Here is a 14,297-nt window from a genome sequence, read left to right on the forward strand (position 1 = left end):
GCAAACTCTTTCCTTACCCAGCCACCGGACCTACGAGGCCTGCCTGATCCTGCAGATGGCGCGGGCGGGGTCGCGCACGGTGTGCAGGCCCGACACGGCTGGCCGGGGCCACTGTGGTTTGGGGCCGGCAGGAGGTGCGCCCCACCGCACGTCGTGCGGGCCGGTGGCCCGGCGCGGTGCTGGCGGTACTCGCTGCCCTGCCGATCGTGCGCAGAGTGGACCGCACTATCTGCAGGGCCGGTGACTGGCTGGGGGTCGCGGGCGGTCAGTCGACAACCCGGAGACGTGGCCGACCCACCGGTTCGGCAATGTCACTCGCACCGTCGTCGGGTTGCTGGTTCGGCATACGTATGTCGTCGCCCCTGACCCATTGGGCGTCGTCATCGGAACCCGCAAAGGCCGGCAGCACGCAGAACCACTCGCCATCCTCACGCTGCTCACGATCGTGGATCGACCCGGGCAGCCACACGGCATCGCCGTAGAGATCCCGGCCTGCTCGGAACGTCACGCGCTCGACACCCATGGCCCAGATATTAGCACTAGTGTTCTATATCTTTGCTGAGGCGTGAGCGCGGCTCCCGACGGGCGCCCGTCGTCATACCGGTCGGTCCGGATCGCGGAAGCTGTGCAATGCCAGGCGAATACCTATTCCGTGGCGCCTCCCGGCCGTGCCCGGTAGGCCTGAACCGTCTGTGCGGCTTCGGCGAATCCGAGCGACCGGTAGAGGCGACCCGCGGGATTGGTCGACTCGGTGACGATGACCCACTCGCGGGCGCCGCGATCGGCGGCCCACCGGGCCGCGATGCCGAGCAGGTGCCCGGCCAGCCCCTTGCGCCGGTGCTCCTGCGCGGTGCCGACGGACTGATAGCGCGCGGTGTCTGCGAGCAGCACGATGCCGAGGTCGGCCACCAGCTCTTGGTTGGCGAACGCGCCGAAGAACGCGGCGTGCCCCGCCTCGACGAGCGCCCGCCGCCCGGCCGCCTGGTCGCGGGAGAAGCGTTCGTAACCGACCGGCTCGTGCTCGCCGGTGGCGAGGTTGTCCTCGACGTTCCGTCGGATCAGCCGCTCCCAGTCGTCGTCCGAGCGGAGTTCCCGCGCGGCATACCCGTCCGGCAGCGGACGCAACTGCGGCAGGTGGGTGCTGGCCAGCACGTCGTCTGTCTCGACCGCGAGGCCGTGTGCGGCATACGCAGCCGGGTCCGGCATACGCGGCAGGTCGATGGCGATGTGCTCGGCGTCCGGGAACTCAGTTGCGAACACACCGAGCCACCGGTCGGCGTCCGACGGATCACCGCCGGTGACCAAAACGAAGTTGCCCCAATGGAATAGCGGGTTGTGCGGCGATCGTATGACGAGGTGGTCGCCGCGGTCGGTGATTTGCACCCCCTGGAGTCGAAGCACCCCGAGGTCGGTTCGCCGCCCGGGCGAGAGATCCGTGGTCATGGCCTGAAGGTACGGCGCAATCCGCAACGGCGCCGCCGAATTTCGGCGACACTGTCGCCATGAAGCTGGATCTGACCGTGCTCGCCATACCGGGTTTCATCGGTGCCATGGCGGCCGAATATGCCTGGCAACGCAAGCATCCGGTGGAGCCGGGCACCCGCGCCGGCGACTACGAGTTCAAGGACACCATGGCGAGCCTCTCGATGGGGTTGGGCAGTCTGGTGGCGCCATACGTCTCGAACGCACTGCTCGGTCCGCTCAGCAAACGCGGCAAGGCGGCCAAGACCTTGATGACGATCGCCATCGGCACCACCGCCGCGACGACCGCCCTGGACGTGGTGCGCAAGTTGCGCAGCGACGATTTCGGCCAGGCCGGGGTGGCCGACTGGGACACCCGCGAGCTCCAGCAGGCGACCTCAGATCTGACCGCTCCTGCGGTGAAACCGGTCCTGCAGCGCATCACCGGCCGCGTGGGTGCGGTCGCCGTCGCATCGACCGCGCTGGTCGTCGCGACCGAGTGGGGTGCGCGGACAGCGGGCGAGAAGGTCTTCGGTCGCACTCCGATCGACCTCGGCGACAGTGCGGTCGTGGCAACCCTCGCGGTGCTCGGGTGGGACTTCATCTACTACTGGAACCACCGCTTCGACCACGAGGTCCGCTGGATGTGGGCGATGCACGAGGTGCACCACTCCAGCGAGCGCTACAACCTGTCGACCGCGCTGCGGCAGCCGTGGGGCGACACGATGACGCTCTACATCCCCTACAGCCTGCTCGCGCTGGTCGGCGTGCGACCGGCACACATCATGAATGCCCGCGCGATCAACCTGATCTACCAGTTCTGGATCCACACCGAGGCGGTCCGCTCCATCGGCCGGCTCGAGCGCATCCTGAACACCCCGTCACACCACCGGGTGCACCACGGCACCAACAGCGAATACCTCGATCGCAACCACGGCAGCATCCTGATCGTCTGGGACAAGCTCTTCGGCACCTTCGAGCCCGAAAAGGCCCAGCCCGTCTACGGATTGACCACCAACATCGACACGTTCAACCCGCTGCGCATCGCGAGCCACGAGTGGGTCGACATGTTCACCGAGGTCTCGAACGCAACGACCTGGAACGACCGCTGGTCCTACCTGCTGCGCACTCCGGGCTGGGCCTACGGCCGGCGTAGGGCGCTTCTGGCCGCTGCCGCTTGACGGAATTCTGGCTCCCCGGGTTGGAATCGAACCAACGTCGCTAATCCTGATTCAAAGTCAGGCGGCCCCTACCAGCAGAGCAACCGGGGAACGCCCCCGAAGGGGACCGCACAAGGGTAGGCCAGATCTCGGGCGATGGCATATCGGGGCCGTTGCTAACGATCTGGCCCCAGTCGGCACGCAATTCGGCCTAATCCCCTTGAATGGGGGTATGCCTCCCAAGAAGCGCTCCCGTCTCTCTGCCGCCGATCGACGCGAACAGTTGATCTCCGTTGCCGAGAAGCTCTTCGCCGAGCACGGGGTGCAGCCGACGACAGTCGAGGACGTGGCGACAGCGGCCGGTGTCACCAAGCCGCTGATCTACGAACACTTCGGCGGTAAGGAGGGCCTGTATGCCGTGGTGGTCGACCGCGCGATGCGCCAGCTGCTGGACCATCTGGTGGGCTCGCTGACCTCGGGTGGATCCTCCCGCGAGTTGCTCGAGAGAGGTGCCGTCGCGCTGCTGAGCTACATCGAGGAGGAGCCGGCGGCCTTCCGGGTGCTGCTGCGCGACTCGCCGACCTGGCACGGCAACGGCTCCGCGGCCAGCATCATGTCCGCGGTCGCGGGCCAGGTGGAGGAGATCGTCGTCGAGGTCTTCAAGCGCAACGACCTCGACGTCGAGGTCGTGCCGATCTACGCGCAGATGCTGGTCGGCATGATCGGCTTCACCGGCGAATGGTGGATCGAGTCCGGTTCGTCGCTGCCCCGTGACACGGTCGCCGCCCACATGGTCAACCTGGCGTGGCACGGCCTGGGTGGTATCGAGGCGGAGCCGACGCTGAAAACCCTCTGACGCGGTTTCGATACGTCCCCCGCTTCGCTCCTCCCTACTCAACCCGCTTGGCCCGCTTGACCCGCTGACGCGGTTTCGATACGTCCCCCGCTTCGCTCCTCCCTACTCAACCCGCTTGACCCGCTTGACCGGCCTGCTGGATCTCGACCCGGTTTCCGCACGGGTCATCGGTGTGAAACCGACGTATGCCGGGGATCGCGTCGTCCCAGCGCACCGCTCCCCCAGCATCGGTGACCGCGGCGGCCACGACGTCGACGTCCGAAACCAACAGGCACGGGTGAGCCTTGCGTGCGGGAGTGAACGATTCCTCGACGCCGCAATGCAATTCGTGTGATGGACCGACCGCGAACCAACACCCACCACGCGCCGCGAGAGCCGGCGGTTTCGGGATCTCCGGCAGGTCGAGCACTCCGCCATAGAACTCCCGCAGCCGGTTTTCGGACCCGGCGGGACACGCGATCTGCACGTGATGCAGGCCCGTCACCTCCACACCCTGTGTCATACCGCGCCACCCTTCCGGCCGACGGCGAAGATCCGACGGAAGGGCATGGGCGTGCCGTATGGCGCCCGCGGGTATGCCGCATCGAACCGCCCGACCAACTCATCGAGGAAGCCGTCCCGTTCGGAGTCATCGAGGACGTCCAGCAGTGGCCGCAGCGCGGTCCCCTTGACCCACTCGAGCACCGGACAGCGTTGCGCTCCTTGCGGATCCAGCACTTGCAGGTAGGTGGTCTCCCACACGTCGAAGTGCCCACAGTATGACGCCAGCGCCTCGGCGTAGCACTCCGGCGACTCAACCGGCGCGTCCCGCAACGCGCCGGCCAGGTCGCCGGCCCGACTGTGCTCCCGAGCCAGCTCACGGATGATCCGGTGCGAGGGCGCATCGAAGTTCCCCGGGACTTGCATGGCGAACCAGCCGCCGGCGGGCAGGCCGGCCAGCCAGCGATCGATCAGCGCCAGATGCTCCGGAACCCATTGCAACGTCGCGTTGGTGACGATCACGTCGGTTTCGTCGGCGCCATCCCACTTCGAGACATCCGCCAGCTCCCAGCGCACCCGGCCCTGCGCGTCGAGCGCGCTCGCTCGTTGCAGCATCGACTCCGAGGAGTCCACCCCGGTGATGTCCGCCTCCGGCCACCGGTCCGCGAGGGTGAGGGTGAGCGGTCCGTTCCCGCACCCGAGATCCACCACCCGCCTCGGCGAATCGGCTCCGACTCGCGCGATCAGATCGCCGAACGGCCGATTGCGTAGATCGGAAAAGCGTTCGTACTGCTGCGGATCCCACGTTGCCATATCAAGCACCTCGCTCACGTTTTATCTTGATATCAAGATACTGCCAGTTGTCTCGATGTCAAGAAACTTGCGAGTAGACTCCTCCCATGGTGGCGCAGCGCGATGAGGTCGACCAGATCGTCGATGCCTGGCGTCGCGAACGCGTCGACCTCGATGTCGAGCCGTTGCAAGTGCTTTCGCGAGTTTCACGACTCGCCAGACTGCTCGATCAAGCACGCGGACGCGCATTCACCGACCACGGCCTGGACGGCTGGGAGTTCGACGTGCTGTCGGCCCTGCGACGCGTCGGTGCGCCATACGAGCTCTCCCCGGAGCTCTGGTCCAGCAAACACTGGTCACCAGCGGCACCATGACCAACCGGGTGGATCGGCTGGAGAGCCGCGGCCTCGTCGAGCGCCATCCGGCACCCACGGACCGTCGTGGAGTGCTGGTCCGGCTCACACCGGCCGGCCGCGACGCGGTCGACGCCGCGATGGAGGAGTTGCTCGAGCACGAGCGGGCCATCCTGGCCCACCTGCCCAGTCGCAACCGCACCGCGCTCGCCTCCGCCCTGCGCACCCTGCTCTCTGCAGTCGAGAACCCCACCGACTGACACCCGGGTCCCGACGACGCCGACGCACCCGTCGAAGGTCGCGATTGCGCATCCTTTGTTGTGAGCCGCCCACTTGCGGAGCCACGATGAGGAAAGGTTCATGGGAAGCGGTATCGCTGCCGCTTCGACAACGAATCGTCCAGTGCAGGGAGGGGCTCGGCACGTGATCACGGTTGATCTGAGCGTGCGCACGCCCGCAAGCATTCAGTGGGCGGTATCACCGGTGCTGGAGACACTCGGCTGGCTACGCCTGACTCGGGACGATGAGATAGACCCGACGTATGGCGCACCGGGCGGGGCCGCGAAGGAGCTCCTGTCCCGGCCCGACGTGGCACTGGTTTCCGAGTTGTTGCCGTCCGGAGACGGCTCCACGCCGGACTTCCTCGCCCCAGCACCCTCGGCCGCGGCCCCGGCTCGTGCCGCCGAGTCGCAGCTGGCGGAGATCGGCAGCACCGATCATGCACAGGCGGCGGTGGAGGTGTGGGAGGCCTCCAGCGACCGAGAGCTGCCCGAAAATGTCACCGCCGCGCTGCACGACGGCACGCTGCCCGCCAGGGTTGCGCACGGACTGAAGATGTTCTGGGAGCACGGCATGCCCGACGTGTTCGAACTCGCGGAAACGGCGTTACGCGCCGAGATCGACCGCTGCGAACAACTCTCCGACGGCGGCGGGATCGGGGCCGTCCTCCACGCGGTCAAGGAACAGCTCTCGTGGGGAGATGACTCTCCGAACGCGTGCGAGCACTGCACGGAGCCCGAATCGACCATGTCAGAGCTGCTCGTCATACCGACCGCGCTCTACGGCCCGCGCCTCACCATTCGGCTGCGAGGTGATCGCCCGTATGTCGCCTACCCGATCGACACCACGTCCGCCCCTGCGGACTCGATCACCGGGCTACGACGCCTTCTCGGCCCGACCCGGGCAGCAATCCTGCGACGACTGAGCTCCGCACGAACGACGACCGAGCTCAGCGAAGAACTGCGCCTGGCCGCCGGGACGGTGTCCTACCACGTGAAAGTGATGCAGCGAGCGGGCCTGCTCGAACGCTCGCGCCAGCGCCACAATGTGTTCTACGAGTTGTCCGCCACCGGCCGGCAACTGCTTGCCAGCATCCACTGAGACCTATTCCGGCGAAGATTCGAGCCTCTTCGAATATTGCGATCTGGTCGCGATCACAATCAATTGCTGGACTTCGCGCAGCGCCCGGTCAATGGTGTTGATGTGGAGGCTGTTGACGCCGCGGGGACCGTTAGCTGCTTCTTAGCAGAATGGGGCGCGGACTCAACCGACCGATCCGGGGCTGGACGCGAGCAATGTCAATTGCATGGAGCCGATAATTCGGCGTCACCTCCGGCAATTAGCGGTGATCGGCACTGACGACGTATCCACGCTCACCCGACTCGGGGGCGAGTGAGCGACAGATGCATCGGACACCGGTACAGACAGAAGAATCACGCGTCTCGGACGATTTCCGGGAACTGGAAGGGAAACAAGGACGATGCGATTGACGAAATTGGTGGCGCTGACCGCTGCGGGAGTGACTGCGGTCTCGCTGGCTGCGTGCAGCAGCGGCGGCCCGTCGGGCAGCGGCGGCAGCAGCAGCGGAAACGGCAATGACAACACCGCCGCGGCCGAGCAGACTGACGCCGCCCAGGCGGTCACGAACCCGAATCTGAAGGGACCTGCGCCGGCGGTCGCGGGTGCCAAGAAGGGCGGGACGCTCTACATCGACGACTCGTCCAACCCGCCCACCATGGACCCGGCCGGCATCTACTACATCGACTCGAACGCGTTCGCGACGCAGTACATGTACCGCACCCTGACGCAGTACAAGATCGTCAAGGGCAAGCCGGTCCTGGTGCCGGACATGGCCGAGGGTGTCGGCGTACCGTCCGCTGACGGGCTGACCTGGACGTTCAAGATCAAGCCGGGCCTGAAGTACTCCGACGGCTCGCCGGTCAAGATCGAAGACTTCGTCTACGGCATGGAGCGTTCCTTCGCCAAGGAGAGCGTCGCCCTCAACGGCACCGACTACCAGCGCCAGTACCTCGTCGACGGCAAGACCTACCTGGGTCCCTACAAGCAACCCAACGCAAACTTCAAGGGCGTGACCACCAAGGGCACCGACACGCTGATCTTCCACTTGGTGAAGAAGGTTCCCGCGTTCAACTACTTCGCCTCGTTCCCGGAGTTCACCCCGGTCCCCAAGGCCAAGGACACCAAGGGCGACTACCAGAAGCACCCGCTGACCACCGGCCCCTACAAGGTCGACTCCTACAACATCGGCACAAAACTGATGCTGTCCCGCAACGCGAACTGGGACGCCAAGACCGACCCGGTGCGCAATGCCTACCCGGACAAGATCCAGATCAACCTGGCGATCACCGACCTGGCCTCCCAGCAGCGCATCCTGGCCAACAGCGGCACCGGCGCCAACACGGTCAACATCGGTTCCATCGACGCGTCGCTGGAGTCGAAGGTGACCGGCGCGCAGAAGAACCAGTTCGCGATCGGCCCGTCGTCGTGCGAGTTCTACGTCAACATGAATGTCAACAAGGTCCCGTTGAACATTCGTAAGGCGATCGGCTACGCCTACCCCTGGAACCAGATCCGTAAGGCCAGTGGCTCGTCGACGCTGAACTACCAGCCGGCGACCACCTACGCGGCGCCCAGCCTGCAGGGCTTCAAGAAATACCCGGCACTGCCGTATGCGACCGGTCAGGGCACGGGTGACCCGGCCAAGGCCAAGGCCATCTTGCAGGCCGCGAACAAGCTCGGCTTCGAGCTGTCCTACTACTACCGCAGCGACAAGCCCAACGTGGTGAGCGCCAACAACGCGCGCAAGGCCGGTCTGGAAGCGGCCGGCTTCAAGGTCAAGGACATCCCGGTGTCCAGCGCTGAATACACCAAGAAGATCGCGGACCCCAAGGCCCCGGTCGACATGCTGAACGGCACGCCGGGCTGGTGCTACGACTGGCCGACCGGTGACTCGGTCTACCCGGTCCTGTTCAGCGGTGAGGGCATCCCGGACGGCACCACTGTCGGGCAGTTCAAGAACGCCGCGGTCAACGCCGAGATGGACAAGATCGGCGCGATGGCCCCGGCAAAGGCGGCACCCGAGTGGGCCAAGCTGGACCAGGAGATCATGACCAAATACATTCCTGGCCTGCCGGACAACTACTCCATGAACACCGCGACATTCGGCAAGAACGTCAACAACGTCATCCTGAACCCGATCATCAGCATGCCGACGTTGTCGCAACTCTGGGTGTCGAACTGACCCTGTAGAAACTGCCTGAGAAGCGGTATCGGCGCCTCCGCCGGGAGCCGGTGACAATTCGATGACTTTCGCGAGAAGTAGATTCGCACGAAACGTTATCGATTGCCACCGGCTCCTTCTTTGTTTCCCGGGCGAATAATGCCTGGCTTTCAGTCGCCAGAAATGTTCGTCGGTCAGTGCGGGTCCTGGTCGTTCAGCACCGAGACGACAGTGTCGTAATCGCCACGCGCCTCGCCATACCGGAGGAATTTGACCCTCTCGACCTGGATCTCTGTTGCGTCCGGTTGTGTCTCGAGGATCTCGATGACCTCGGTGATGAAGTCGTCCAACGGCATCGCGACGGCACTGTCCCGCTGCCCGGGCATCAGGTCGGTCGCGACCGCCGGCGGCTCCAGCTCGATGACGTCGACACCGGTGCCCGCGAGCTGCAGACGGATCGACTCGCTGAGCAGATGTATGGCGGCCTTGGTCGCGTTGTAGGTGGGCGTCACCTTCAACGGTGCGAAGGCCAACCCTGACGAGACGGTCATGATCGTGGCCCTCGGCCGCGACCGCAAGTGGTCGATGAAGGCGTCTACCAGCCGGATCGGTCCGAGCAGGTTGGTCTCGACGATCTGCTCGGCGCCGGCCGCGAATCCGCTGCGCGTCCAGTCCTCGGCCCGCATGATGCCCGCCATCGGGACCAGTACGTCCAGCTCCGGCCACCGAGCGATCACCGATTTGGCGACCGTGGAGATCTGGTCCTGGTCAGTGGTGTCGATCCGGACGGTGCCGATGCCCGGGTGCGCCGCGGCGATCTGCTCCAGCAGCTCGGTCCGGCGACCACCGATAATCACGGTGTTTCCCTTCTCCCGCAATGCCAAGGCCAGTGCCAGGCCGATGCCGCTCGTCGCGCCAGGGATGAAAATTGTGCGTCCGTTGATGTTCATACATTACAGTCAAGCCGCCGGAGACGACGCCCTCCAGAGAGCACTCATCGGGGGATCGGCGGTCCCTGCCTCGAACGAGCTTGAAGACCCATAATCGACGAATGGACCGCGAAGCACTGGCCGACTTCCTATCCCGTCGGAGGCAGGAGCTGCAACCGGACGACGTCGGCCTACCAGCAGGCGTGCGGCGGCGCACGCCTGGACTTCGCCGCGAGGAAGTCGCACTGCTCGCGACCATGTCCGCGGACTACTACACCCGGCTCGAGCAACGCCGTGGACCCCAGCCGAGCACCCAACTTCTCGCGTCGCTCGCCCGCGCGCTACGACTGACCGCAGACGAACGGGACTACCTCTTCCGGGTCGCGGGGCACAACCCGCCGGATCGTTCGGGTCCCAGCGAGCACGTCGCTCCGGCCCTGCTCCGCGTGCTGGGGCGCCTGTCCGACACCCCCGCGTTGATTCTGAACGAACTTGCGGAGACGCTCGCCCAGAACGACCCGGCCCGTGCACTCTTCGGCGACGCGACCGCGCGGGTCGGGTGGGACCGCAGCGAGATTTACCGATGGTTCGTGCACCCGGAGACTGAGCGCAGCCGCTACCCAGAGAACGACCGGAACCGACAGAGCCGTGCGCAGGTGGCCAACCTTCGAATGGCGTTGGGCACCATGGGAAAGCAGTCGCGAGCCGGCAAATTGGTGGATGAACTACTCGGGCGCAGTCCTGAGTTCGTGGAGTTGTGGCACGAGCACGAAGTCGCGCGCCGGTTCGCCGACCACAAAGTGCTCATCCACCCCGAGATCGGACCTATCGAGCTCGACTGTCAGGTGCTCTTCACCGAGGACCAGACCCAGGCGCTGCTCGTGCTGACGGCCGAGCCGCACACCGACGACGAGGAGAAGCTCCAGCTGCTGAGCGTGGTCGGGACCCAGACCTTCACCACTCATCCCGAGTAGCGGTTTCTTCGCCGAGTGACGGTCCGATCCCGGATCCGACCGTCACTCGCCGAAGAAGCCGTCACTCGACAAGTTCGCCGACCTCCATCCAGCGTTCCTCGAGCTCTTCACGCTGGGAGTGCACCTCGCGCAACTGACCGTCCAGCTCAGTGGCTCGCACCGGGTCGGTCGCGGCCTCAACCATCGCGGAGTGCAGCTTCTCCTCCTGGGTCGCCAGCTTGCTCAGCGTGCGCTCGATGCGCGCCATCTCCTTGCGGGCCTCACGCTGCTCAGCCGCACTGCTGACCGGTCCGCGGGCTGCAGCCACCGATGGTGCTGCGACCGCGGATTGCTTTGCCGCAGCGTGCAATTCGAGATATTGCTCGACTCCGCCGGGCAACTCACGCAGCTTGCCGTCGCCCATCAGCGCGATCTGCCGGTCGCACATCCGCTCCAGCAGGTATCGGTCGTGCGACACCACGACGAGGGTGCCGGCCCAGCCGTCAAGCACGTCCTCGAGGAAGTCAGCGTCTCGATGTCCAAGTCGTTCGTGGGCTCGTCCAGCAACAGCACGTTCGGCTCGGTCATCAGCAGCCGCAGGATCTGCAACCGGCGACGCTCACCGCCCGACAGGTCGCCCACCCGCGTCTGCTGACGCGGACCGGAGAACCCCAGTCGTTTCGCCAGCGACGATGCCGAGACCTCCTTGCCGCCCAGCATGATGAAACTCTTGACCTCGGTGATCGCGTCGATGACGCGTAGGCCGTCATACCTCTCGAGCTCGCGCACCTCCTGGGTCAGGAACGCCAGCTCGACGGTCTTGCCCTGCTTACGCTTGCCGGCGTCCAACGGCCGGCTGCCCTCGATCGCCCGCAGCACGGTCGACTTGCCGGCGCCGTTGACGCCGACGATGCCGGTGCGCTCCCCGGAGCCAAGCGCCAGGTCTGCTTGTCCAGCAGGGCGCGGTCCCCGAGTCGCACAGTGGCGTCGATCAGGTCGATCACGTCCTTGCCGAGGCGGGTGGTGGCGAAGCGAACCAGCTCCACCTCGTCGCGGGGATCGGGTTCGTTCTTGATCAGCTCGTTCGCCGCGTCGATCCGGAAGCGCGGCTTCGACGTGCGTGCGGGCGGGCCGCGCCGCAACCAGGCGAGCTCCTTGCGCAGCAAATTCTGCCGCCGGTCCTCGGTCGCCGCGGCGACGCGGGCGCGTTCGTTCTTGGCCAGCACGTATGCCGCGTAGCCGCCGTCATACTGCTCGATCCGGCCGTCAACGACCTCCCACGTGCGGTCCGCGACCGCGTCGAGGAACCACCGGTCGTGCGTGATCGTGACGAACGCATTGTCGGCTCGCGCACGGCGTTGCACCAGGTGATCGGCCAGCCACTGCACACCCTCGACGTCGAGGTGGTTGGTCGGCTCGTCCAGGAAGAGCAGGTCGGGATCGTCGATCAGCAGCTTGGCCAGCGCGATCCGGCGCCGCTCACCACCGGATTTGGTGCCGACGACTGCGTCCGGCCCACCAAGGGCGGCGAAGCCCAACCCGCCGAGCAGGCCGCCGAGGATGTCCCGGACCCGCGGGTCGCCGGCCCACTCGTGCTCCACGCGGTCACCGAGAGTCGCGTCACGCACTGTCGCTTCGGGGTCGAGCCGGTCGTCCTGGCTGAGCATGCCCAGGGTGAGACCGCCGACGTTGGTGACCCGCCCCGAGTCGACCGGTTGGGTCCCGGCGAGCACTCGCAGCAGCGTCGACTTGCCTCCGCCGTTGCGCCCGACGACGCCGATGCGGTCGCCGGTGCCGATGCCGAGCGAGACACCATCGAGCACTTGGTTCGTGCCGAGGGCAAGCGAAATGCTCTCAGCAGCAATGAGATTGGGCATCAGTTCACAATCGATCGGGTATGGCGGGAAGATCCTTCAGCGGGCGCGAACGTCGTGCACGACGTGCGCGCCGTGCACCGGACCGGTCGCACTGACGACCTCGTCGCAGATGGTGCTCGCGGTGAGCCCGACCATCAGGTCGAGGGCGGACTTGCGGTCGGCGCACAGGAACGCGATGGTCGGTCCGGAGCCCGAGACAACGGCACCGAGCGCGCCGTTGTCGAGGCCGGTGGTGATGGTGTCCGTGAGCCGCGGCATCAGCGAGCAGGCGGCTTCCTGCAGGTCGTTGTGCAGGTTGTCGGCCAGCGCGTCAACGTCACCGGCGCGCAGTGCCGCCATCAGGTTCGAGTTCGGCGCGGGCTCCGCAACCGCCTGTCCCTCCCGCAGTCGGTCGCACTCGGCGTAGACCGCGGGGGTCGACAGACCGTCGTGGTGCAATGCGAAGACCCACTCGAACACGCCCCGGCTGAGCACGGGCACCAGATGCTCGCCCCGTCCCGAGCCAATCGCGGTGCCGCCCTCCAGGGCGAAGGGGACGTCGCTGCCCAGCTCGGCGGCCATCTCTTGCAGCTCGCGGGGGCTGAAACCGGTCTCCCACAGCGCGTCGACGGCGACGAGCGCAGCGGCCGCGTCGGCGGAGCCGCCCGCCATACCGCCCGCGACCGGGATGTTCTTGGCGACGTCGATGGCCAACTTCTCGTCCGTGCCCACCCGGCGAGCGATCAGCTGGGCGGCTCGCATCGCGAGATTGGTCTCGTCGTCGGGCACGACGTCCTCGCCCATGCCGGTGGTCTTGACCGACCAACTCTTCGCGGGTCGCACCGTCACGTGGTCGACCAGGTCGACCGCATGGAAAACCGTTGACAGAGAATGATATCCGTCGCCTTCAAGCGGCCCGATGCGCAGCTCAAGGTTGACCTTGGCGGGCACCCGGACCGTGATCGGAGCCGAGGACGTCACTTCCATGCCGTCACCCTATTCGTTGCTCCGCAATCGCCGCGAACTGCCCGATCGTGAGGCGTTCGCCGCGCAATGAGGGGTCGACCCCGGCAGCACGGAGCATCCGCTCCGCTTCGACAGGGGATCCGGCCCAGCCCGCGAGCGCCGCTCGCAGCGTTTTGCGCCGCGCTGCGAAGGCGGCATCCACACACGCGAAGACGTCTTTGCGCGAGGCGGTGGTCGACGGCGGCTCGCGAAAGGTCATGGACACCAGGCCGGAGTCGACGTTGGGCGCCGGCCAGAAGACGTTGCGCCCTACGCGATCGGCGAGGCGCACGTCGGCGTACCAGCCGGCCTTGACGCTCGGGACGCCGTAAACCTTGTTGCCCGGCGCCGCGGCGAGCCGCTCGGCGACTTCCAGCTGCACCATGACCAGCACCCGGCGCAGCGTGGGGAAACGCTCCAGGAACGACAGCACCACCGGCACAGCCACGTTGTAAGGCAGGTTCGCGACCAGCGCGACAGGTTGCGGGTCGGGCAGCGTCATCAAGGTCATGGCGTCCTGCTGGACGACCGCGAGCCTGTCAGTCAGCTGCAGCGCGAGGTCTGCGACCGTGAGCGGCAGCTGTGTCGCCAGCCGCGGGTCGATCTCCACCGCCGTGACGTGGGCTGCGGCCTCCAGCAGCGGCAGCGTCAATGACCCCAGCCCCGGGCCGATCTCGACGACGCTCTCGTCCGGGCCGATCCCGGCGAGCCGCACGATCTTGCGCACCGTGTTGGGGTCGATGACGAAGTTCTGGCCCCACTGCTTGGTCGGCCGCAGCTGAAGTTGTTCGGCCAGCGCGCGCACCCGTGGTGCGGTCAGCAGCGTCGCGGCGTCGGCGTGGTCGGTCACCCGCCCGACAGTAGCCGCTACCGCCGCGCAGTCCGGATCGGTGTCCGACCGCCGAAAGGTCTGCAGCTGTCGTGAGCCACGA

Annotated in this window: 12 protein-coding genes, 1 tRNA gene and 2 pseudogenes; 6 read left to right on the forward strand and 9 right to left on the reverse strand. The window is 66.4% G+C overall.

The genetic code is table 11. From position 1 onward, the window contains the following. Positions 1 to 265: 265 nt before the first annotated feature. The gene (locus ACFQDH_RS00420; RefSeq protein WP_382397430.1) at positions 266 to 523 is read right to left on the reverse strand and encodes a hypothetical protein; all 258 of its coding nucleotides are present in this window, start codon (positions 521 to 523) and stop codon (positions 266 to 268) included. Positions 524 to 645: 122 nt separating this feature from the next. Next, positions 646 to 1,443 carry a GNAT family N-acetyltransferase gene (locus ACFQDH_RS00425; RefSeq protein ID WP_382397432.1) on the reverse strand — a complete coding sequence of 266 codons (798 nt, stop codon included), beginning with the start codon at positions 1,441 to 1,443 and terminating at the stop codon, positions 646 to 648. A 59-nt stretch (positions 1,444 to 1,502) separates the two neighbouring features. Here ACFQDH_RS00425 and ACFQDH_RS00430 point away from each other — a divergent pair, with 59 nt between their 5' ends. Continuing rightward, entirely contained in the window at positions 1,503 to 2,642 is a 1,140-nt protein-coding gene (locus tag ACFQDH_RS00430; RefSeq protein WP_382397434.1) for a sterol desaturase family protein, read from the forward strand. Positions 2,643 to 2,650: 8 nt separating this feature from the next. Here ACFQDH_RS00430 and ACFQDH_RS00435 read toward each other — a convergent pair. Continuing rightward, positions 2,651 to 2,732 (reverse strand) — tRNA-Gln (locus ACFQDH_RS00435). Between the two features lie 121 nt (positions 2,733 to 2,853). Between ACFQDH_RS00435 and ACFQDH_RS00440 the strand changes: the two genes are divergently transcribed. Continuing rightward, positions 2,854 to 3,477 (forward strand): TetR/AcrR family transcriptional regulator, encoded by a 624-nt coding sequence (locus ACFQDH_RS00440; protein ID WP_382397436.1) that lies wholly within the window; start codon positions 2,854 to 2,856, stop codon positions 3,475 to 3,477. Positions 3,478 to 3,583: 106 nt separating this feature from the next. Here the strand turns inward: ACFQDH_RS00440 and ACFQDH_RS00445 are convergent, their stop codons facing one another. Then, positions 3,584 to 3,979, reverse strand: a complete 396-nt coding sequence (locus ACFQDH_RS00445; RefSeq protein ID WP_382397438.1) for a VOC family protein — start codon at positions 3,977 to 3,979, stop codon at positions 3,584 to 3,586. After that, on the reverse strand, positions 3,976 to 4,770 hold the full coding sequence (locus ACFQDH_RS00450) for a methyltransferase domain-containing protein (protein WP_382397440.1): 795 nt from the start codon (positions 4,768 to 4,770) through the stop codon (positions 3,976 to 3,978). The genes ACFQDH_RS00445 and ACFQDH_RS00450 overlap by 4 nt, the downstream gene beginning before the upstream one ends. An 86-nt stretch (positions 4,771 to 4,856) precedes the next feature. Here ACFQDH_RS00450 and ACFQDH_RS00455 point away from each other — a divergent pair. From ACFQDH_RS00455 to ACFQDH_RS00465, 3 genes and pseudogenes are all read left to right on the forward strand, one after another. Beyond that, a pseudogene (locus ACFQDH_RS00455) lies at positions 4,857 to 5,362 on the forward strand (MarR family winged helix-turn-helix transcriptional regulator). A 163-nt stretch (positions 5,363 to 5,525) separates the two neighbouring features. Then, a complete protein-coding gene (locus tag ACFQDH_RS00460; protein WP_382397442.1) occupies positions 5,526 to 6,482 on the forward strand; it encodes an ArsR/SmtB family transcription factor in 957 nt (318 codons plus the stop codon). Between the two features lie 385 nt (positions 6,483 to 6,867). Then, entirely contained in the window at positions 6,868 to 8,643 is a 1,776-nt protein-coding gene (locus tag ACFQDH_RS00465; protein WP_382397444.1) for an ABC transporter substrate-binding protein, read from the forward strand. Between the two features lie 173 nt (positions 8,644 to 8,816). On the opposite strand, the gene ACFQDH_RS00470 is transcribed toward ACFQDH_RS00465, so the two are convergent. Beyond that, positions 8,817 to 9,572: an SDR family oxidoreductase gene (locus tag ACFQDH_RS00470; protein ID WP_382397446.1), complete on the reverse strand. Its 756-nt coding sequence runs from the start codon at positions 9,570 to 9,572 to the stop codon at positions 8,817 to 8,819. Between the two features lie 101 nt (positions 9,573 to 9,673). Between ACFQDH_RS00470 and ACFQDH_RS00475 the strand changes: the two genes are divergently transcribed. After that, complete coding sequence (locus tag ACFQDH_RS00475) at positions 9,674 to 10,525, forward strand: helix-turn-helix transcriptional regulator (protein ID WP_382397448.1); 852 nt, start codon at positions 9,674 to 9,676, stop codon at positions 10,523 to 10,525. A 61-nt stretch (positions 10,526 to 10,586) separates the two neighbouring features. Here the strand turns inward: ACFQDH_RS00475 and ACFQDH_RS00480 are convergent. The 3 genes and pseudogenes from ACFQDH_RS00480 to rsmA form a co-directional block, all read right to left on the reverse strand. After that, positions 10,587 to 12,381, reverse strand: a pseudogene (locus tag ACFQDH_RS00480) (ABC-F family ATP-binding cassette domain-containing protein). Positions 12,382 to 12,417: 36 nt separating this feature from the next. Next, on the reverse strand, positions 12,418 to 13,347 hold the full coding sequence (locus tag ACFQDH_RS00485) for a 4-(cytidine 5'-diphospho)-2-C-methyl-D-erythritol kinase (protein ID WP_382397450.1): 930 nt from the start codon (positions 13,345 to 13,347) through the stop codon (positions 12,418 to 12,420). Between the two features lie 4 nt (positions 13,348 to 13,351). After that, positions 13,352 to 14,215 carry a 16S rRNA (adenine(1518)-N(6)/adenine(1519)-N(6))-dimethyltransferase RsmA gene (gene rsmA, locus ACFQDH_RS00490; protein ID WP_382397452.1) on the reverse strand — a complete coding sequence of 288 codons (864 nt, stop codon included), beginning with the start codon at positions 14,213 to 14,215 and terminating at the stop codon, positions 13,352 to 13,354. Positions 14,216 to 14,297 lie beyond the last annotated feature (82 nt).

This window comes from Flexivirga alba (genome assembly GCF_042661025.1).
Lineage (GTDB): Bacteria > Actinomycetota > Actinomycetes > Actinomycetales > Dermatophilaceae > Flexivirga > Flexivirga alba.